Source organism: Nocardia sp. NPDC059228, from assembly GCF_042754245.1.
Classification (GTDB): Bacteria; Actinomycetota; Actinomycetes; order Mycobacteriales; family Mycobacteriaceae; genus Nocardia.
Window position 1 is genome coordinate 599322 of the sequence record NZ_JBHZAL010000001.1, and the last position, 20300, is coordinate 619621.

Here is a 20300-nt window from a genome sequence, read left to right on the forward strand (position 1 = left end):
CGTGCTCCGGACCTGGAAATTCACCGATCTCGAGCTGCTGTCGCTGTGGCAGGGCCTGGGTGAGGAGTTCCTGCCGCACCCGCTGACCTTCGCCAGCCGCACCCAGTGGTGGAACGACCACCTGGCGAACATGGCCCGCGCCCGCGAGAGCCTGCGCGCTCGGGAGGCCGAGGACGAGGCCGATTACACCGAGGTGCTGCACGCCCTGCTCCGGCCGGAGGTGCGGGTCGAGGTGCACGGCTGGGACGGCCGCGATCGCCTCTCGGCGTCGGGCACCATTCGCCTGCTCGGCATCCGCTCGGGTGAGGCCGGGTACCTGCTGGTGCAGCATCCGGGTGAAACCTACCGGCACAGCAGCGGTTTCACGCTGTCGGAGTTCTATGCCGAGGAACTGGCCGAGCGCGTGGTGGCGGCGCTGCCGGACACCCCGGCGGGCCGCGACTTCCCGGGTGCGCAGGGCGGCGATCTGGTGCTCGCCGAGACCGAGGACACCGATGAGACCGACTACGACTTCGGCATGTCGCCCGCACACGAAACCCTGGAGGGCACCGTCGTCACCCGCGCCGCCGATTTCCTGGCCGCGCCCACGCCGAGCCAGGGCACCATCGAGGTGGTCCAGGGCCGTTCGCGTTTCGGCCCGCGCGGCATCGCCCGCTATCGACTGCAGTGGCGCGACCTCGAGGACGACGGACGCTACGTGATCATCGGCGAGCATCCCCCGGTGGCCGCCGCGGCCGACCGCCGCCGCCTGGTTCAGGTGCTGGAAGACCACATCGCCGAGGTGGTGCAGGTGATGGCCGATGAGTGAAGGGAACGACCCCATGGAATCCCAGGACCTCCCCGCCGCATCCACGGACACCCCGGCAGCCCCCGACTTCCCGACCGAGTTCACCCTGTCCTCGCGCACCGGCGCGATCGTGGTGACCACCACGGAAGCTGGCCTGCCCCGGGCGATTTCGGTGGAACGGGATCGCCTGCGCGAGGACCCGCAGCTGCTGGCCGCGGAGATTCTGCGCCTGTGCCGCCAGTCCGCGGCCCGCGCCGGGGTCGAGCGGCGTGCCCAGCTGCAAGCCGCCGGTCTCGCGCCCGAACTGTTGGCGCTGACCGGTTTACCGACCATGGCAGAGGTGACTCGCCAGGAATATGTCGAGGAACAGGAGTACGAGACCGAGCCCGACAGCTGGCTGCGACCGATCTGAACCGAGTGAGATATCCAGTGCGCCAGCATGGTTGGATATCGGACGTGACAACTGGTTTCGGAAGGCGCGGGTAACTCGCCGGGCACGCCCAAAATTGTTGTGGCACTGTATGTTGGCGCGGGTGTATGGCGTTGGACGCTCCCCGAGCCGTCCGCTGAAGTTCCGGGGAGGCGGAGTTGTATACCCGGCGTTCACCGGTCTGTTCGTCAGTTCGTGAACTCTTCCCTATGCCGGGCGAATGTCCGCTCTGTATAGTTCGATTTGAAATGATCTTCCCGATGGGGGTCTCATGAGCAGCCATCTCGTTGCCACACCGGAAGCGATCCGCGCCTACGGAGACGCCTCGGCCACCATGGCGAGCGCCGTCGCCGGTGCCGCCGCGGTCGATCAGGTCGCCACGGTCGCCGGATTGGTCCCGGTCTTCGGTCTGATCGGACAGGACTTTCTCCTGAGTTACGCGGGCGCGCAAGCCAATCACCTGGCCTCGGTGGCCGAACTGGCCGCCGTGCACGCCGGCACCGCGGTCACCGCCCACGAGGCGGCGGCGGGCTACCAGGCCACCGACGAGGCCGCGGGCGTCGATTTCCTCTCGTTGTCGCTGGACCTGTGAGCGCGCCGTTCGACCCGGGCTCGACGGGAGCCGCCCAGGCCACGCCGACCGTCGCCACCGGCCAGTCGGTGGCGGATGCCTTGCGCGACACCAACTTCGCGCCGCTGCTGGACAGCCCGGTGGGCGATGTCCTGCAGACGCTCGGCCTGCCCGCGCTGCCGCAGCTGCCGTCGATCCCGCCGCTGCCGGATATGCCGCCGCTGCCCACCCTGGATCTGACCGCGCTCACCAAGCCGCTCACCGATCTGGCCTCCGCGTTCGGCACCGGGCAACTGGGTCAGGGCCTGGACGCCACGCAGATGCTCTCGGGTGTGTCGAGCGCGCTGCAGCAGGTGATGTCGATCGCCCAGTCGGTCATGTCGCTGGCCAACTCGAATTCCTGGCAGGGCTCCGGCGCGACCGGCGCGGCCGAGAAGGGCACGGCGGCACAGACGAACGCGCTCGAGCTGGAAGCCCAGAACGGACAGCAGAAGACGGTGATGGCGGGCGCGGCGACCTCGGTGGCCACCGGCGCGGCGACCATGTCGGCCATCATCGCCAAGTTCGTCACCGGCGTCACCATGGCCGCCCCGTTCATCGCCACCCCGCCCGGGCAGGCGTTCCTGCTGTCGTTGGCCACCGAGACGGGTGCGGAGGCGACCGCCACCGTGGCCAAGACCCGCGCGGAAATGACGGTGCACAGCGCGAATATGACCACCGCCGGACACAAGGTGAAGGTCACCGACGCCCCGAAGGGCGTGGACTCGCTGTCGCAGGTGACGCAGCTGCTGAGCCTGATCTCGCCGGTGAGCAGTGCGGCCAGCACGGGCGTGCAGCAATTGCAGCAGTTGCAGTCGATCAGCCAGACCTCCCAGGTGGATCCGACCCCGGAAGCCGAACCGATTGCCGCCAAGACGGATTCGGGCGGTCTCGGCGGCGGTCTCGCCCCGATCGGCGGTCTCGGCGGAGTGGGCACGCCCTCGACCCCGCTGGGCCAGGCCAGCCCCCGCACCATGAGCACGACCACCACGCCGCCCGTTCCGGCTCCCGTGCCGGTGTCGGCCACCGGAGGCGTGGGCATGGGCGGCGGCATGGTGCCGCCCATGGGTGCCGCCGCGGGTGCGTCCGCGCAGGCCGGTGACGCCGACGAGGAAGTCCGCACGAATATGGTCACCGCCGAGCACGGCGACGAGGTCGTGGGCGAGCTGGGCTACACCGGTGTGCCGGTGGTCGGCGCGGTCGGCACCAACGGCCCGCGTCCCGCACAGTCGTGAAACCCAGTCGGTATCGGTCGGTGCGACGCGATAAGATGCGCTGAAAAGGGAGGGACGATGAGCGAATTCAACTTGCGCGGCGTACGTTTCGACGCCGATGAGGTCCTGGCCGCGGCCGCGGACCTGGAGGCCATGGCCGATCGCCTGGAGGCAGCACTCGGCGCGGACGGCGAGGCCCTGTCCGTCCCCGCCGCCGGATCCGACAAGGTATCCCTGGCCGCCGCCGACACCCTGACCGCGGTCGGCGCATCCTTCGTCAGCCAGAGTGCTTCCGGCGTGGACGAACTGCGCAAACTAGCCGCGGTCGTCCGCGACCAGGCCCACACCTTCGGCCAGGTCGAAACCGCCAACGCGGTGGACTTCACCAACCTCTGATCCAGCTCGGCCGCGAAGCCCCGGGAACTCCAGCCGGTTTCGCGGTGATCCGACCGGATGCGCGAATCGGGGAGCCCGCCTGGTCTGGGGAGCCCTCGTCGGGCTCGGGGCGCGTCTGCGGATGACGGACTCTCGCGAGGTACCGGGAGTGGAGCTCGGCGCTGCGCTCCGGCTTGCGCCTGAGAGCGCTCGGAGGCGGGTCCCTACGGGTGCTCGATCGTGGTGGGAAGCGGTTCCGCGGCTTCCGATTCGGGCTCGAAGGGCGGGGTGGAGCCGGCGAGGCTGAGGTAGCCGTTCACGCTCTGGGTGAGGGCGAAACCGAATCCATCGGGGGTGCGCGCGTACGCCGCGCGCGGGAGCTGGTTCGGGTCGGAGCTGGTGGCCCAGCCCTGCTCGGTCCACGCGCGCAGCACCGACTCGAAATACCGTTCCGATGTTTCGGGCGTGGTGCCCAGCACCCAGTACCTGATGTCCAGGAAGCGCAGCGGGCTGTCGGGATCGCCGTCGTCCCAGGGCAGGGTGACGCCACGGTGGAACACCGCCTTGGGCAGGTCCGGATGCCGGACCGTCAGCGACAGCTCCGCGGGCAACGTGCGCAGGGTCTCGCCGAGGTGCCGCAGTAGTTGTGCGCGGGCGGCACTCTGCGTTGTCGCCGTGGGCATCCGGTCCTCGTCTCCTCGCTTCGAAGGGCGCGCGCTCGGCCCCGTGGTGTGTGTTGTCACCGCAGCCGGTGCGCGTTGCCGGTCAGGATCATGCCCAGGATCCGGTAGGAATCGTGGGCGGCGCTGAAGTAGTTCTTGCCGCCGTGATCGTCCGGATTCCAGCCCAGCCGGGTCTGCGTGGGCTGGCTGCCCGACTCGAAAACCCTAGCGCCGTACCCCGGATCACTGGGCAGGGGACCGTGGGTGGGCGGCATCAGCACCAGCGAGTCGTACTCGGCCATGGTCGCGAACACGTGGTCGCCGATCTCGGTCGGATCGACACCGGTCAGTCGGAGATCCCCGACATGCGTGACACCACTGCCGATGGCACCGATGAAAACCACCGTGTCGGTGTTCAATTCGTGCCCGTGCCCGGCCGCGTGCCCCGCGGTGACACCGCCGTACGAGTGCGCGATGGTGGTGGTGTTCGCGGGCGGCCCCTGATGGGTGGCCCGCAGCCCGTCGTGGAACTCCCGCAGCTTCGCCGCACCGCCCTCGCCGTGCTCGGAGTGCATGCCCTGGACCAGCGAATTCGGATTGTTGTAGGCGCCGAACAGGATGACCGACGTCTCCGCGGTCGGGTCGATCGCCAGGGCGGCCTGCCGCACCTGGGCCAGCGTCTCGAGCGCGTACCCGACACCGCTGCGTCGCCTGAACGCACCGGCCACTTCGACGGCCACGTTCTGGGCGGTATCCGGATCGCCCAGCGCGTAGATGTACTGGAGTTTCTCGTCGATATACGCCAGGTGGACGGCGGGCATGCCCTCCTCGGTCGGCAGGCTCAGGTAGTTGTCCCACATGTCCCGGAGGATGTCGAGGCGCTCCTGGATCCGCTTGCGCTCGGCCAGCACCTCCGGCGTCTCGGGTTCGGCCTGAGCCCGCAGCATGTCCTGCTCGGCCTGGTGCCGCAGCATGTCGAAGGTTTGCCGGTTGTAATGATCGCGGTCGGCGTGCGGTATGCCGTCGCGGTTTCCGATGAACGGATCCGCGCGATGCCACGCGTCGCGTTCCTCGGGGGAGAGGTGCTGCCATTCGTCGTGCAGCTGGTGCGGATCGATCGGCAGTCGGTGGTCGGGATCGGTGGGGAGCCCGATGTCCGGCACCGGCGTGTGGTCGGGGTACTCGTGTGTGCTCGGCGGCCACCGGAACCAGCGCTCACCGGTTCGGGGATCCTGGACCACGTGCGGGTCGTCCGTGAGCCGCAGCGGTCCCGACTCCGCCCGCTGGGGGTGCGCGAGATGCTCGGCCATCTCGGCCCGATAGACCATGTGGGTCCGCATGATCGCGCCGTGGGTCGGGATGGACAGGTAGTCGAGCGCGTCCGCGGCCCGGCGTTCGAGGCGGACCGTCTCGACGTATTCCCTATCGGCGGTGGGCAATTCGGTCTCGCGACGGCCGACGTCGGCGAGCAGGTCCTCGACGTGCCCGCGGGCGTGCTCGGTCAGGTATTCGGCGACGAGCGCACGCCGGTCGGCCGCGCCCGGGGTGCCTTCCCGCAATCCGAGCCGTTCGACCAGGGACAGCGCTTCCCGGCGGGTGGCGGGATCGTGCCCCGCCTGTGCCCCCTCGGCCAGTTCACGCAACTGTCGAATGCGGCCGAGATCATGCTCGGTCGGGGTGGCGTCGTGGTCCACCGGGCCGGGGCGCAGCACACCGGGGTCCGGTAGGCGCGTCTGATCGATCAGACGCGCCAGGTCCGGATCGTGCTGGGCCAGTAGCCGTTCCACGGTGGGCGCGTGCTCGGGATCGTGCAGACCCAGGTGGTGCATCAGGTCGATCAGGTCGCGGCGCAGGGGCGCCAGGAGATGCGGTTTGACGCGCGCCGCGACGCCCTCGCCGATCTGGTCGACCAGGACCCGCAGCTCGGCGAAGCGGCCGCCCAGGTGTGAGGTCAGCCGGGTGGGGCGGTCGTCGGTGCGGTCGGTGAGTACGTGGTCGTCCTGTTCGAGTCGGATTTCGGCCAGTTCGTGTGCCACCGCGCGGACCACGTCCTCGTCGCGGGCGTGCGGTGAGACCTGGATGTCGTAACCGGTGACCCGACCGGATTCGTCGGTGCGCCAGGTGAATTCGGCGACGGCGTTGTCTCGGGTCGGCCCGACGTCCACGGTGATGTCGAGGGTCCGGCCGTCGTGGTGCATTTCGAAGCGGCTCGCCTCGGGATTCCAGACGACGTCCTCGGGCTGGATCAGCCGCAGATTGCCCTCGACCTTGTCGACCACGTTCTCCCGCGTCAGCGGTTCCGCGCCCTCGGGTCGCGCGTCACCCCGGAATTCGCCGACCGGGCTCGCCGTGCCGTGCTCTGTCGACGGTGTCTCGGTGCGCGTCGTTTCGGGGTGGGGTGTCTCGGTGTGGGGTGCTTCCGGAGTCGAATATCCTTGCTCGCCGGTGGAATGCGGGTCGTAGGTGATCACCATCCGGTGTTCGGGCAACGGCGGGTTGTAGGTCGCCATCACCTTGGTGTTCAGCTTGTTGCTGGCACCGGCGTCGATGGTGTAGTCGTAATTCTCATTGCCGGGAGGCGGGAATGTCTCCCCGGTCTGACGGAACGGGTTCTCCGCGTCCCGGTAGTGCCATTCGATGGCCTCCCACAGCTTGGTGCCCAGAATGTGGTGGCGATCGCCCTCCTCGCCGCCGAGCTTCTCGGGCTTCATGTCCCACTGCACCTCGACTCGCCCACCGGGAGCGAGGGTTTCGGGCAGTCGCGCGGCGATGTCGCGGTAGACATGCTCGGGCAGGTCAGCGCTGACATTGTTGATGAAGATCCGCGCCACCTCGCCGGTGGGCGCGGCGCTCAGGATATTGCCCTGGGTGAGCAGGTCGCCGAAGACCATGACGGTGCCCGGCTCGGTCAGCGGTCCGGGATCGAGGATGCCGAGATCGCGTCGACGCTGGCCCTTGATGGGGAATTCGGAGGCCAGCTCGGTCTTGATGATCAGGCCGCGGCCGGCACGGTCGGCGGCCGGGGTCATCTCGACGGCGAAGGCGCTGCGGCCGACGCCGATATCGATGGTGTGGCCCTCGACGCCCGTGGCGGGCAGTCGCTCGTGCTGGATGCGAGTGTTGTTCTCGCCGAAGATATTCTGGTCCAACGGCAGTCGATGCTGCGGCCGTGGTCGCGACAGCACCTCGACGGCGGACTTGCCGTCCACGGCGTCGTGCACGACCACCGTGTACTCGACATTGAGCCCGTTCTCGCCCGTGCCGCGATTGGCGCTGTCCACCTGGCGCAGGAAGTCGCCGAGGTTGGTGGCCTCGCCGTCGATGACGAGCACGCCGGTGGCGTGGTCCATTACGGCATTGATCCGGTCCATGCCGGACGCGACCCTATCGGCGGCGTCGTACATGTCGTGGAAGACCTGTGTGCCGATGGCCTCGTGGAATTTCTCGGGCATATCGTCGCGGAAGCGCGCGATGGCCATCTTCATCGCCTCGGCGCGGTCGCCGGGGCTCAGCGTCGGGTCATTGATCGCCGCGTTGAGCGGGTCGAGCGCGTTGAGCAGGTATTCGATATCGACGGTCTTGCGGGCGGCCCTGGTGCTGTTATCGAAGAGCGGGTCGAAGACGCGGCGCGCCATTTCCTCGCGCATGCGCCCGTCGAGTGCCAGCTGCTCGGCCCGCACCACATCGGCCACACGATCGCCGGACAGCGAGTGCTCCAACTGATTCAGATGCTCTGCGCTGGAGTGTTCGAAGGTGTCTTCGGTCAGGTGGGTGTCGAAGATCGGCCGATGTTTGTGCAGGCCCAGCTCTTCGAGCTTGAATCGCTGCGCGACCTCCGGATCGTGCCTGGTCAGTAGGTCGCGCACGGTGGCCGCGTGGTCGCTATCGTTCATCCCGAGGTGTTCGGCGAGGTCGCGCAGGTCCTGACGCAGTCGTGGAAGTTCGTGCGCGCGAGCCGGATCGGCGCTGGCGCGGTCGATATGCGCTTCGAGCACCCGCATTTCGGCGAACCGGCCACCCAGGTGGGGGGTCATGGTCGAGGGCCGATCGTCGTGCGGATCGATCAGGATGTTCGGGTCCTGCGACAGGCGGATCTCGGCCAGTTCGTGCGCGAGCGCCCGCACCACGTCCTCGTTGCGAGCCCGCTCCGAGAGCACCACGTCATACCCGGAACCGTCTGCCCGAGCGTGGAATTCGGCCACATTGCCGTCACTGGTGGTGCCCACGGTGACCTTCACGGTGCCACCGTCGCCGGGGAGCAGGAAGTGGTGCTCGTCGCGGTTCCAGGCGACGCCCTCCGGGGTGATGAGCCCCAGATTGTCCCGGATCTGGTCGAGCACGAACTCCGGCTGCAGATTCTCCGCGCCCTCACGAGCGTCGCCGTGGAAGTCGCCGATCGGGCTGGCATTTCCGTGGTCGGTGTCCTGGTCGTGCGGGAGCGACGCCCCTTCGTGCTCCGAGACGCCGTGTGTGGCAGTGGAATCCGGGTCGTAGACCATGATCCACCGATGCTCGGGCTGCGGAGGCGAAAACCCGGCCATCCGCTCGTGCGGCAGCTCGTTACTGGAGCCCGCGTCGATGGTGTAGTAGTAGTCCGGATTGCCGGGGTGCGGGAACTCCTTGCGCTCCACCAGCTTGAACGGACTCCCGCCGTCGGGGTACGGCGCTTCCATCGCCTCCCACAGCTTGGTGCCCAGAATGTGCTTCCGATCGCCCTCCTCGCCGCCGGGCTTCTCGGGCTTCATGTCCCACTGGATCTCGATTTGGCCGCCGGGAGCCATGATCTTCGAAAGGTGTTCGGCGATAGGGTGATACGCCTCGTCGGGGAGCTTGGCGCTGACATTGTTGATGAACACGCGCGCGATGTCCCCGCCGAGCAGGTGCCCATTGCCCAGCAGATCGCCGTACACCATGACCGAGCCGGGTTCCATGAGCGGTCCCGCGTCGAGGATGCCGAGATCGCGGCGGCGCTGCCCGCCGATCGCGGCGTCGGTGAGTTCGGTCTTGATGATCAGCCCGCCACCGGCCTTGTCGGATGCCGGGGTCATCTCGACGGCGAATGCGCCGCGGCCGACACCGACATCGATGGTGTGCCCGCCCGCCGCGGCCGCCGGGGCGGATGGCCGGGGTTGGTGGTCGATGGGATGGTTGTCGTCGCCGAACCGATACTGCTCCAGGGGAAGTCGATGCTGCGGCTGCGGGCGGGGGAGTACCTCGACCGTGGACAGCCCGTCCACCGCGTCGTGCAGGATGACCGTGTACTCGACGGTGAGGTTGTTGTCGGTCGCGCCCCGGTTGGCGCGGTCGATGCCGTGCAGGAAATCGGCGAGGGTGGTCTGCTCGCCGCCGATGGTCATGCGCCCGGTCGCGTGGTCGATGACGCCGGTGACGCGGTCGGGCGCGGTGGCGAAGGCGTCCGCGGCGGCGTGCATGCGCGCGAAGCGCTCGGGGCCGAGGGCGTCGCGCGCCGACTGCGGCATGCCGTCGTGGAAGGCGTCGATCGCCCGGTGAATGGCGGCGGCCTGCTCGTGCCCGCGCAGCGTCGGATGGTTGATGGCCGCGTTGACCGGGTCGAGTGCCGGGAGCAGCCCGGGTACCTGCTTGCGGGGGGCCCTGGCCTCTTCTTCGAAGATCGGCTCGAAGACTCGACGGGAAAGCTCCTCGCGCATCCGGCCGTTGAGGCCCTGCTGTTCGGCGCGCAGGAGATCTTCGGCGTGGTCGCCGGTCATCAGCTCGTGCAGTCGGTCGAGATGTTGCTCGGCCGCGTGCTGGAACTCGTCCTCGGTGAGGTGTTGGTCGAAGGTCGGCCGCTCGGCGAGCACACCCTCGGCCTCCAGCTGCAGCCGGTGCGCGAGGTCCGGAGCATGCTCGGCCAGTAGCCGTTCCACGGTCGGCGCGTGCTCGGAATCGTTGAACCCGAGATGATCCATCAGGTCGTGCAGGTCGTGCCGCAACCTGGGGAGCTGTTCCGCCCGGGCCGGGTTCATGGTGGCGTGATCGATCTGCGTGGTGAGCGTCCGTAGCTCGGCGAAGCGTCCGCCGAGCTGGGTGGACATCCGGGTGGGTCGATCATCGTGCGGATCGATCAGGATGTCCGGGTCCTGCGACAGACGGATCTCGGCCAGTTCGTGGGCGAGCGCGCGCACGACATCCTCGTTGCGGGCGTGCTTCGACAGCCGCACGTCGTAACCGTCGGCGCTGGGCCGGAATTCGGCCACATTCCGGTTCGACGTCTCGCCGACCTCGATCCGGACGACACGCCCGTCGGACAGGACGAAATGGCCCTTCTCCGGATTCCACGACATCCCTTCGGGTGTCATGATCCGCAGGCCTTCCTGAATCTGGCCGTGCACGTCCGTGAGTGTGAGTTCGCCGGAGCCGCGGTTGTTTCCGTGGAAGTCGCCGACCGGACCGGCCGCGGCGGGCGCGTACTCGCGGGCGTCCGGACGGGCGTGTGGTGGCGTGTCGACGGGAAGCGGGAAGATGGCCACGCCATCCGGATGCTCACCCGGGGAACCTGCGCGGTCATCGGGGGATACGCGGTGATCGCCGGGCAGCCCGCCGCGGTCGTCTGCCGGACCGTCGTTGTCGCGGGACCTGGCGGCATGGTCCCCGGGGCGGTCGGCCTGCTCCCCGGGACGGACGGTGCGGTCGCCAGGTCGGTCGGTGTGATCGCCGGGCCGGCCGACCCGATCGCCGGATTGGTCGGCTCGGTCGTGCGTGGTGGCGGTCGGTTCGACCGGCTCTCGCGTCGTGTCGCCGGAGAGGTTCAGGAAGTCGTTGGGCGCGTCTGCGGTCACCGGCTGCTCGTGATTGCCGGTATTCGAGTCGGCCTGCCGCACAGTCGGTTCGACGCCGGTGCGGTGCGCCTGCACCGGGGCGTCGGGCCGGGTGGCGCGGTCGAGTCCGACTCCGGCGCGGCTGTCGGGGGTCCGGGGCGAACCGCCATCCGTGGGCTTGGGGGCGGTGCCGTCCGTGGCTCTGGGGGCACTGCCGTCGGCGGGTTTGGGAATGCTGCCGTCCGTCGTACCGCGGGGTAGGTCGCGCGGTGCGGCGACCTTGGCCGGATCCGCTGCCGGGGACCGCGTTTCGCTGTTCGAGGTGCTGGTATCCGCCGACTTGCCGGGCTCGCCGATGGGACGGGTGCTGTTCTCGTTCGAGAAGTTCGTCGCCGTCGTGGAATTCGCGTCCCTGGATGCTTCCGAAGTGTGGTCCGCAGTGGATTCTGTTGTGCGCGCGTCCATTCCGGTGTCGTGCGCGCGACCGGTCGGGTCGATGGCGGACGTTGCGTCTCCGGCGCGATGTTCCGGAGTTCCGCTCGCATCCGCGCGTGTGGTGTCACCGGCTGACGAGTCGCCGACCGAGTGGGTGTCGGAGGCGCGATGCGCCCCGGAATCGGTTGCGCCGCCCGTGTCCTGCACATTCGGGTCCGCGGGCGCGCGGCGGCTGTCCGAGGTGAACAAGCCGTTGTTGTCGGACCGCTGGGAGTCGTCACTGTGGTCGGAGGACTGATCGTGGGCGGGTGGCGCGGTGTCGGTAGCGGTGGCCTCCGGCGCGCTGGCCGCGTGCAGACTGGGCCCGCCGGACTGCTGCCCGTGCGGGTTGTCGCCGCCACCGGACGAGTCACCGGTATTCCCGTGCTGCCCATTGCCATTCGGGTCGCCACCGGTGGCGTGCTGCCCGTTCGCACTCGGATCCCCGGTGGTGTGCTGCCCGTTGGGGCTCGTATCCCCGGGGGCTCCGTGTTGTCCGTTCCCGTTCGGATCCCCGGTGGTGGCGTGCTGCCCATTGGCGCTCGTGTCGCCGGTGGTGCCGTGCTGGCCGTTGGCGTTCGTCTCGCCGGGGCTGCCGTGTTGTCCAGCGCCCGAGTCTCCGGGTGTGGTCTGTCCGTTGCCGGGCGCATCGACGTTGGCCGTCCGGCCGTCCGAGGTGGTGCCCGGCTGCTCGGGTACGTCGACCTTGGTGCTGGTTTCGCTGGGAGCGCGCACACTGCCATCGCCGCGTTCACTGCCCATGGGTGCTCCGGCGTGGGGGGATTCGCCGTTGTAGCCGTGCAGTCCACTGGGACCCGCACCCGCGAACGCGCCACCGGTGAGGGAGCGCGGGTCGAATGACCAGTCGCCGTTGACCAATCCATTGGCCAGCCAGCCCGCGCCCGCTCCGCCCGCTCCGGCGGCCGCGCCGGTGAGCATGCCGCTGAACGCGCCCTTGAAACCGCCTCCGGCCTCGCTGGGCAGGATGTGGTGCGCGCCAAGGCCGATCGCGCCGCCCGCACCGCCGGACAGCCCCGCGACCAGCGCATTCTTCCCGATCGCGCCGAGGTCGAAACCGTGCCCGTGCCCGTCCATGTTCTGAATGGACTGGACCAGCAATTCCTGGGTGGTGGCCTGGATGGTGGAGATGACCGCGCCCTTGCCGATCTCGTAGATGGCCTTGGTCAACACCTCCCGCAGCAGCGCATTGGTGATCCGGCTCTCGACCAGTTCCGCGATCCGGTCCGCGAACAGCTGGCCCAGCTTGCGGAAGGCGATGCGCGCCGACGCGAAGACCGCCGCCTCCGACTCCGGCGCGAAGGGCCCGGTGGCCGCGGCCCAGGCCAGCTCCCCGATCAGCCATCCGCCCGCGATATAGAAGTTGAGCTTCGCGCCTTGGAGCTGATCGCCGAATCCGTCGGCGGCCGTGGACAGCTGACGATAGTTGTCGCCGAACTCCTTGATCGAGCCGTGCCCGGAGCCGTCCCCGTCGCGTAGCGGCTTCAGCCATTTCAGGATCTCTTCGCCGCCGGTGCCGTCCGGGTAGGCCTTGCCGATCGCGCCGATCAGATGATCGAGGTCATCCAGAAGTTTATCGGCCTGTCCGCCAACCGATTCCAGGTCACGGGCCATGTGCCACATGGTGTCTTCGTTGCCATGCGGCCATTCGGAGCCCACCAACCAGCTCAGCCACTCGAGCCACGATGGAAACTCCAGCGCCACAGGCCACCTCACGCCGGTCGGGATCTGATCTTGGCCAGACCGACTGTGCCACAGCCAAGCAGGTGAACTCAACACGAACGCCGAATGAGTCACCGGTGACCGGCCCGCATACTTCCTGCGGTGATAGGGTCCGGCTGGAAGGAGGCCGCATGGGCGACATCTCGAGTGCACGCGAGGAACTGGACCGGCTGGGCGCGGCCCTGCGGGCGCAACTGGTCGAACTCATTACCGACCTGACCCCCGGCACCGACCTGAGCCTGCTGTTTCTCGACGATCCCACCGTCGTCGACTGGGCCGAACCGCCGCGCTACCACTATTCGGGGCTGATCCGCGGGCAGCGACCGGCACAGGTCCCACCCGCCGATATCGTCCAGCGCGCCGGCGCCCTGCTCGCTGCCGCGGGCTGGGAGGTCAGCGCGCAGGAGGTGGAGAACCGCGCTGTGCTGGTCACCGGTCACCGCGACGGCAGCACCATCGAAGTCCGTGTGAGCGACCAGAGTTCATCGGTGATGTTCAGCGGCCGAACCCCCGCCCTGGCCCTGCGCGCCGCGGGCGACTACCCCCGCCCCGAGCCGGCGCGTACACCCGAAACCCTGACCCCCGGCTACGTCCTCTGCTACGAGTGCGACGGCCTGGGTGCCTGCCCCGAATGCGACGGCCGGGGCCGACTGTCCAGCGGCCGCCTCTGCCCCGAATGCAACGGCTCCCGCTACTGCCCTATCTGCCGAGGCGCGGGCCAATTGGCCCCCTCCGAACTGTCACCCTTCCAGCGCACCTACTACCCCGAATTGCGCGGGCCCTCGGAGTAATTCACCAGCCGGAGTCGGTGGCTCCCCGCTTGTCTTGGTCCTCGGTCCACGCTTCGTAGCCCACCGCATTGCTGAAGTCGGGTCCGGGCTCGTGAAGCTGGGACAGCCGTTCCCGCGAGCGCGGGGGAGCGAGTGAGGCGGGTTCGACGGTCGGCGCTTGGGATTCGATATCCGGCATGCCCTCGATCAGTTCCGACAGCTTGGGCATCCGCGCCCGCTTGTCCCGCAACGGCTGCAACAGTTCTCGCCCCTGCCGCGCGACATCGGTCGCGGCGTTCTGCGCGGCCGTCGTCACCGCCTTGGCGATCTCCTCATAGCTCAGTTCGTCAATGTCGGAGGAGAACCGCGTGGCGATCACGACCCCGTCGGCGTTCACCGTGACCTGTACGCGCCCGCCCGCCGCCGAGGCGCTGGCGATCAACTTGGTCCGCTGGCGCGAGGCCTCCGCGATCTCCCGCATCTGCGCCGTGAACCCCTCGAGGATGTCGGCCTTCGCGAGTTCACCGTTCTCCCTGACCATTTCGCCCGCCTACGCGAAAGTGCTGCGGTTGCCGTGTTCCATCTGGTCGAGCTTGTCGGCGGAATCGGTCAGCCCGCTGTGCAGATTCTTGAACGACTCGGCCAGCTTCTCGGTCCCGCTGGCCATGTTCTCGCTACTGGTGGAGAACCCCTTCGCGCCGTCGGCGAACTTGCCCCCGAAATCGTCATCGCCCCACCCGGCGGCCCCCGGCGAGACGGCCGCCCGCGCATTGTCTGCCATCGACTGCAAGCGGGCCTGAATATCCGCGGCGAACCCCGCGGCGTCGCGCACCGATTCCGGATTTACCTGCACTCTCCCGGCCATAAGATCGACTGTCCCACAACCGATCAGTGAACACAACATGAACGAGACGCGTCGCCCCGCGCCTGGCAAGATCAATCCCGAACCGCCCACCCCGGCCGAAGGAGCCCCCATGCCCGACACCCTCCCGCTGGCCCGGACCAACGCCGAGGCCCGCCTCTACCTCACCCTCCAACCCTGCCCCACCTGCGGCGAAACCCGCTGCCAATACCGCAGCGCGGTCATCACCACCGACGACGGCGACCTGGCCAGCCGCTACACCGGCGACTGCCCTCGCTGCGGCACCACCCGCACCTACGAATTCCGCCTCCCCGCCGACATCCTCCCGCCCCCCGCCGATTCGGTCCGCTTCGGCCTGGACAACCCCTCCGAACTCCTCGACCCCGGCGTCTGGCTCTGGTACTCCGACGTCTGCATCCGCCAGGTCCCGGCGACTTTCGAGGGCCTGGACGACCGCGCCGCGCGAGCCGCCCGCCACACCCTCGCCACGGCCCTGGCCGCAGTGGAGGAAGCCCTCAAATTCCTCCCACCCACCGCCGACCGAATCCCCGCCTCCGCCTTCGTCTCCGACAAAGGCCGAGCCACCTACAACACCGAACCCGGCCGCTTCACCCGCCCCCGCCTAGAAGCCCTCCGCGACACCTACACCGCCGCCCTCACCCCCCGGTAATAACCCGCACCGCCGCATCTTTCGCAGCCTCATCCACCTCCCCCACCCGATACCCCCGGTTCGCAATGTGCCGCACCAGCTCCGCCTCCGGCGGCAACCCATGCTTATGCAGGTAATGCGACACGGGCCCCGCTCAAACCCAAGTCCCATCGGTCCGGAAATTCAACGGCACATCCCGATCCGCCGGCACAAACTCATCCTGCTCAAAACTCCGAGCCGCCAACACAACCGGCGCCGACTCCAGATAAGCAAGCACCGCAGTCCGCACATTCCCCTCCAACACAGGCCGCTCCACCACAGGCCGCCCCTCACCATCCTTCCCGTCATACACCTTCGCCATCCGAGGCGGCTGCGGCGGAAGCTTCACGGTCGCTCCAACATTGGATGGGGACGCGAACGGATTGGGTGCCGGTGAGGCCGCCGCAAAAGGATTCGGCGCAGACGCGGCCGGTATGAACGGATTCGGCGCGCCAACCGGCATCGCGCCCGGAGGCGGCATGAAATCCTGGCGCGTATCGGATTGGGGGTGTCGGCATGCGCGGCTTGGCCAACTGTGCCACCAAGCTGGCGATCGCCGCTGGTACCGACAGCAAGACCGCCACAATCCCCAGCCCGTAGCCGATCGTGAGCGCACCAAATCCGGATGGGAAGCCCAGAGCGATCTGGTTGAAAAATACTCGCATTAGCGCTGACCCCAAGACGACTCCGGCTGCAAACCCACTGGTGATCCGCATTGCCCTGCTGCGTACCCCACGTGCGGCGAAAAGAAGCACGGCCACGACACTCGCCGCCACCGCGATCACCACGGGTATCGCATCGCCGATGTGCCAGCCGTGACCGATTATGCGTACCCCGTTGTAGGTTCTCTCGTACGTAATCCCGGAGATTATCAGCACTCCCGAACCGACCGTCACCGCCGATGCGAGTATCAGGAACAACCCGGCGGTCCGATCCGCAGCGCCGCCCGCGCCATCCGGCGGCGCGATCGCCTTCTCGCGAATCATGTTCACCAGTGCGGTGATCGAGCCGATAATGGCCACGACCAAGAGCCAGAATCCCAGCCCATAGCTGCAATCCTCGCCCGTGGACATGAGGCTGGACGCCATCGAAACCGTGAACGCGGCCGCCACTCCGGCGACGAAGGCGCCGAACCACCGACATCCGGGCCGTCGCCCGACCCCGGCAAGCAGCAGTACGCCACCCAATACCGCCAGCACCGCGACTACCTCGAACGGAGGAGTTCGCTTGGAAGACAGCATCTACCTCCCACGGCGGCAGCTACACCTATACCCATTTCCAGCCGTTGGGTATCCCGTGAGCTACCTGACCTACGACGGCAACCCCATCTCAACAGTTACCGGCGGCTGGAACATCAGCTACTCACCCGGCTACGCCCAAGGCTCCTGGCGCTACGAATCCGACTGAGCCCTAGTCTCCGACTGCAACGGCTCCTGGGTCTTCACCATGAGCTAGTCGTTTCACCAGTCGTCCGCGCGAATTCGCCCGGGTGTGATGTCGTCGAGGTCCTCGACGTCGGTGAAGGTCATGACGGGATCGTTGTGTTGCTGTCGCTCGGGCGAATTCGGGGGAGCGGTGGAGGCTGGGATAGGTTCGGGGATTCGGTCGGTGAGGTCGGGTAGGCCTTCGATGAGGTCTGACATTTTCGGCATGCGACCGCGGCGTTCTTGGATCGGATTCGTGAGTTCGGCGCTCTTGCCGGCCAATTCGGTGGCCGCGGCCTGGGCGGCCTCGGTGACGGCCTTGCTCAGTTCGTAGAGCGCCAGGCCTTCGAGTTCGTCATCGAACTTGGTTTCGATGACGGTGCCGTCGGCGTTCACGACCACGGTGACCCGCTTCTGCAGGGCGTATCCGGTCGCCATCAACTGCGCCCGCTTCTGCTGGATCTCGCCGAGCACCCGCATCTGCTGTTGGAATTCGTCGATCATCGAGGCCAGTTCGGCCTTCGCGCTCTCGTTCGCCATGACTACTTACCGAATTGGCTGGCGCTGTTCTGATCAGTGCCGTCGAGCTTCTTGCCGGACTGGTTCTGTCCGTCGGAGTTGGTCTCGGCGTTCTTGGCCAGAGTGTCGGAGAGATCTTTCAGCGTCTTACGAGCCGCCTTGTATCCGGATCCATCCTCCGATCCGGCGAATTCCTCACCGTAGCTGTCGTTTCCCCACGGCTCGCCCTTGGCGGACAGACTGCCCATGAGTCCGTCCACCACCGACCGCAGACGACTGTTGACATAGTCGGTCTTGACTGCGGCCTGCCGCAATAGCTCCGGATCGACTTCGACCTTATCCACCATCAGGAATTACTCCTCCGCTCGTGGAATCGCTGGGTGAACCCCGCTATGTACACCGTCGGTGGCACCGAGGATGACGATGCCTCAATGACTCCGTCATCGGCCATGTAATAAATCGCGCGGCCGATCATGATCTCGCCGGGCCGCGTGGGCACGAAAACCATCCAGCCGTTGTCGATTCGCTCGGCGGTCAGCTGATCGAGCGGATATCCGCTCGTATCGACACCGCGCGCGAGGATGAACCGCCGCACCTGCTCGATCGCATCGATCCGGCTCAGTGGGGGCGCGGTGACGAAGGTCCGCAGCCCCGCCAACGTGAATTGGTTTAGTGCGGCATCGGCATCATGCTCGGCCGGATCGAATACCGCAGCGAGCGTCTCGTAGGTCACCAACCCGGCCTGTGCCGCCGAAACCAGAACCGATACAGCAGATTTGGTCGCGTCTGTGATGGTCTTCCCTGCAGAAGCCATCACCTGGAGGATCACGTCGACGGTCGAGCCGGTCGTCCAGATTCCAGGGACGGCGGCGGCTATTCCCGGGCCGTCCGGCGACTCGCCGCGGATCCACTGACCCTCCTCCCACCAATAACAGAAGGTCAGCTGTCCGGTCGCGGCGCGCGGATTCAGTACCGCGTCGGTCACCCAATCCGGCGCTCCCGCATACAGTCGTGGCAGCGGAGCGCCGTCGTTGTACACGGCATTCAGTTCCGGCGCGTTCAGCACGCCACCGGAGATAACGGCACGGTCGCCAGGCAATACATAGAGCGTGCTGCCACTGCGATTCGGTCCCTCGAACCATCCGAGCGACGGCAGCATTCGCGGTCCATTGGGCGCGTCCAGCGCCACGAACACCGCGGCAAGCGCCGTCCAGTGCGACCACATCAGCGGCAACGGCGGAAACACCTCGGTGGTCGCCCGACCGCGAATCTCCTTGGCCCGGTCCGTCCGAGCCTGTTCCGCGGCCACCCGCGGCGGTCGCATCAGTCGACCTTCGTGACTCACATAGGCGGCGAGCCAGGCGGGTAGTCGCTTGCGCGGGTACTCCCGCAGGTCGGCCAGGTACGCCTCCGCCGGGAACAGTTGATCATCAGGGAAGGGCTCGTCGCCGTAGTCGTAATCGGTCTGCACCTGTCCCGCATTGTTGAGACTGATCCGCATCCGCCACCACGGACCCTCGCTCATTCGGGCTGCGATCTCGCGCTGCTCCTGCACGAGCTGCAGCACCGACTCCGCGGGTTCGACCCGAACCGCCTGCTCCCCGGCGGAATACACCACGTTCCAGGCTTTGGCGGCGACCGTCCATGCGAACGTCGCGTCGACTCGCTCCCACCCTTCGGGCGCGGCCGCGGCCAGCTCCCGGGCGACCCGGTGCGTCAATTCCCGGGCCTGCTCGATGATCTGCTGTTCGTCGACGACAGTCTCCGGACCGGGATGCGACACCAGACTGAAGCCGATATCAGGCTCACTGTTCGCCTCCGCGAACCCGGCCATGAACGACTTCATGAATTCGTCGTCCGGATCCCCGGCCCGAGGTGTGCTCACGTCCCGACTCCCCTCCTCGACCGGTTCGCACCTTCCACCCGGTCGGATACCTGTGCGACCTTACACATTCAAGGGACGCGTGTCGGCTCGGGGCGAGGTTCGCTCAGTGTTCGCGGGGACCGATGTAGCCGTCGTCGGTGATGCGCAAGGCGTCCAGGGCGGCCGTCGGACTGCCCGCGAGGACCACATCCCATGCATCATCGACGCGCTGTGATGTGAACGTCATCGGCGCGGTATCCACGCCAGCGCCGATGAGGTACATCCGAACTCGACTCGAAGCCTCGGATTCGGACAGGCCGCCCGGGGGAGCTGCGTGCACCGGCCACGGTCGGCGATCGAAGAATCCGAGCCGCTCGGCCTCGCGGCGTTGGTTTTTCTCGCTGTGCCGGTAATAGTCGGAAGTATTGGTGAACGGAATCCGCCAGAGAGCCGGGCGCTTGTCCCAGCCGTAGAAGTAAGGCCCCCCGGTCACTTGCAAGGTCGCGGTGATCTGCCTGGAATCCCTCGGCTGGACGAGTGTGATGACACCGCTGTGCCCAGCCCCTTCGGTCAATCGCACCAGGCAACTCTGCCGGTGGGCTGCTGAACGGTTCTCGATACCGGTGACGACATCGAATGGCATATCGGCGAAGCGGCTCGCCAGTTCGCCGAATTCCGCTGGGGGGCCCGAGAAGTTGGCCGAAATCTCGTGAAGTCGGCCATTGGACCCCTTGTGAACCCTGTTGAAGCCCTCGCCCACGAAGGCGGTCGTGCTCCACGTTTCGGTGCCTTCGTCCTCGGCGACGAATCCGGCGCCCTCCAGCAGCGAGGTCAATTCGGCCGCGCGCCTGCGCCCGTGCGCGATAACGGCCGCGGCCTGGTGCTTACCAATGGGATTCAGAGTCGAGGAGAATCCGCCGCGATATCCGGTGCTCTCCTCGGGCCCGACGACGGCGATGCCGTGCGGAATGAACCACAGTGATCGCACGGTGACGTCCCTTCCTCGGCGGCTGTCCCGGTCCTGCCGCCGACCATAGCCGATCGGTAACGGCGATCGCCTTCCCAGTTGATCCTCGGCGCGTTCTGTGGCAGCGTGTCGCGA

At 67.7% G+C, this 20300-nt stretch carries 16 protein-coding genes; 7 read left to right on the forward strand and 9 right to left on the reverse strand.

Annotated features, from left to right (window positions below; genetic code table 11):
• Position 1: 1 nt before the first annotated feature.
• From ACFXKA_RS02560 to ACFXKA_RS02580, 5 genes are all read left to right on the forward strand, one after another.
• The gene (locus ACFXKA_RS02560) at positions 2-808 is read left to right on the forward strand and encodes an ESX secretion-associated protein EspG (RefSeq protein WP_379425540.1); all 807 of its coding nucleotides are present in this window, start codon (positions 2-4) and stop codon (positions 806-808) included.
• Complete coding sequence (locus ACFXKA_RS02565; RefSeq protein WP_354830482.1) at positions 801-1199, forward strand: hypothetical protein; 399 nt, start codon at positions 801-803, stop codon at positions 1197-1199. Before ACFXKA_RS02560 ends, ACFXKA_RS02565 begins: the two co-directional genes overlap by 8 nt.
• Positions 1200-1488: 289 nt before the next feature.
• Positions 1489-1809 carry a type VII secretion target gene (locus tag ACFXKA_RS02570; protein ID WP_379425541.1) on the forward strand — a complete coding sequence of 107 codons (321 nt, stop codon included), beginning with the start codon at positions 1489-1491 and terminating at the stop codon, positions 1807-1809.
• Positions 1806-3062, forward strand: coding sequence for a hypothetical protein (locus ACFXKA_RS02575; RefSeq protein ID WP_379425542.1), 1257 nt, complete (start codon positions 1806-1808; stop codon positions 3060-3062). The genes ACFXKA_RS02570 and ACFXKA_RS02575 overlap by 4 nt, the downstream gene beginning before the upstream one ends.
• Positions 3063-3119: 57 nt before the next feature.
• Positions 3120-3437 carry a PE family protein gene (locus ACFXKA_RS02580; RefSeq protein WP_379425544.1) on the forward strand — a complete coding sequence of 106 codons (318 nt, stop codon included), beginning with the start codon at positions 3120-3122 and terminating at the stop codon, positions 3435-3437.
• A 203-nt stretch (positions 3438-3640) separates the two neighbouring features.
• Here the strand turns inward: ACFXKA_RS02580 and ACFXKA_RS02585 are convergent, their stop codons facing one another.
• The gene (locus ACFXKA_RS02585) at positions 3641-4099 is read right to left on the reverse strand and encodes a hypothetical protein (RefSeq protein ID WP_379425546.1); all 459 of its coding nucleotides are present in this window, start codon (positions 4097-4099) and stop codon (positions 3641-3643) included.
• Positions 4100-4155: 56 nt separating this feature from the next.
• A complete protein-coding gene (locus tag ACFXKA_RS02590) occupies positions 4156-12963 on the reverse strand; it encodes an alpha/beta hydrolase (RefSeq protein ID WP_379425548.1) in 8808 nt (2935 codons plus the stop codon).
• Positions 12964-13202: 239 nt separating this feature from the next.
• Between ACFXKA_RS02590 and ACFXKA_RS02595 the strand changes: the two genes are divergently transcribed.
• Positions 13203-13862 (forward strand): hypothetical protein, encoded by a 660-nt coding sequence (locus ACFXKA_RS02595; RefSeq protein WP_354830471.1) that lies wholly within the window; start codon positions 13203-13205, stop codon positions 13860-13862.
• A gap of 1 nt (position 13863) precedes the next feature.
• Here the strand turns inward: ACFXKA_RS02595 and ACFXKA_RS02600 are convergent, their stop codons facing one another.
• A complete protein-coding gene (locus tag ACFXKA_RS02600; protein ID WP_354830469.1) occupies positions 13864-14382 on the reverse strand; it encodes a YbaB/EbfC family nucleoid-associated protein in 519 nt (172 codons plus the stop codon).
• Between the two features lie 9 nt (positions 14383-14391).
• Positions 14392-14706 carry a hypothetical protein gene (locus ACFXKA_RS02605; RefSeq protein WP_354830468.1) on the reverse strand — a complete coding sequence of 105 codons (315 nt, stop codon included), beginning with the start codon at positions 14704-14706 and terminating at the stop codon, positions 14392-14394.
• Between the two features lie 109 nt (positions 14707-14815).
• Between ACFXKA_RS02605 and ACFXKA_RS02610 the strand changes: the two genes are divergently transcribed.
• Positions 14816-15373 carry a hypothetical protein gene (locus tag ACFXKA_RS02610; protein WP_379425551.1) on the forward strand — a complete coding sequence of 186 codons (558 nt, stop codon included), beginning with the start codon at positions 14816-14818 and terminating at the stop codon, positions 15371-15373.
• A gap of 323 nt (positions 15374-15696) precedes the next feature.
• Here ACFXKA_RS02610 and ACFXKA_RS02615 read toward each other — a convergent pair whose 3' ends face one another.
• From ACFXKA_RS02615 to ACFXKA_RS02635, 5 genes are all read right to left on the reverse strand, one after another.
• Entirely contained in the window at positions 15697-16632 is a 936-nt protein-coding gene (locus tag ACFXKA_RS02615; RefSeq protein ID WP_379425552.1) for a hypothetical protein, read from the reverse strand.
• A gap of 219 nt (positions 16633-16851) precedes the next feature.
• Complete coding sequence (locus ACFXKA_RS02620; RefSeq protein ID WP_379425554.1) at positions 16852-17355, reverse strand: YbaB/EbfC family nucleoid-associated protein; 504 nt, start codon at positions 17353-17355, stop codon at positions 16852-16854.
• A gap of 2 nt (positions 17356-17357) precedes the next feature.
• On the reverse strand, positions 17358-17681 hold the full coding sequence (locus tag ACFXKA_RS02625; protein WP_379425555.1) for a WXG100 family type VII secretion target: 324 nt from the start codon (positions 17679-17681) through the stop codon (positions 17358-17360).
• Positions 17681-19219 carry a hypothetical protein gene (locus ACFXKA_RS02630; RefSeq protein ID WP_379425557.1) on the reverse strand — a complete coding sequence of 513 codons (1539 nt, stop codon included), beginning with the start codon at positions 19217-19219 and terminating at the stop codon, positions 17681-17683. Before ACFXKA_RS02630 ends, ACFXKA_RS02625 begins: the two co-directional genes overlap by 1 nt.
• Positions 19220-19322: 103 nt before the next feature.
• A complete protein-coding gene (locus tag ACFXKA_RS02635; RefSeq protein ID WP_379425559.1) occupies positions 19323-20033 on the reverse strand; it encodes a hypothetical protein in 711 nt (236 codons plus the stop codon).
• Positions 20034-20300: the final 267 nt, after the last annotated feature.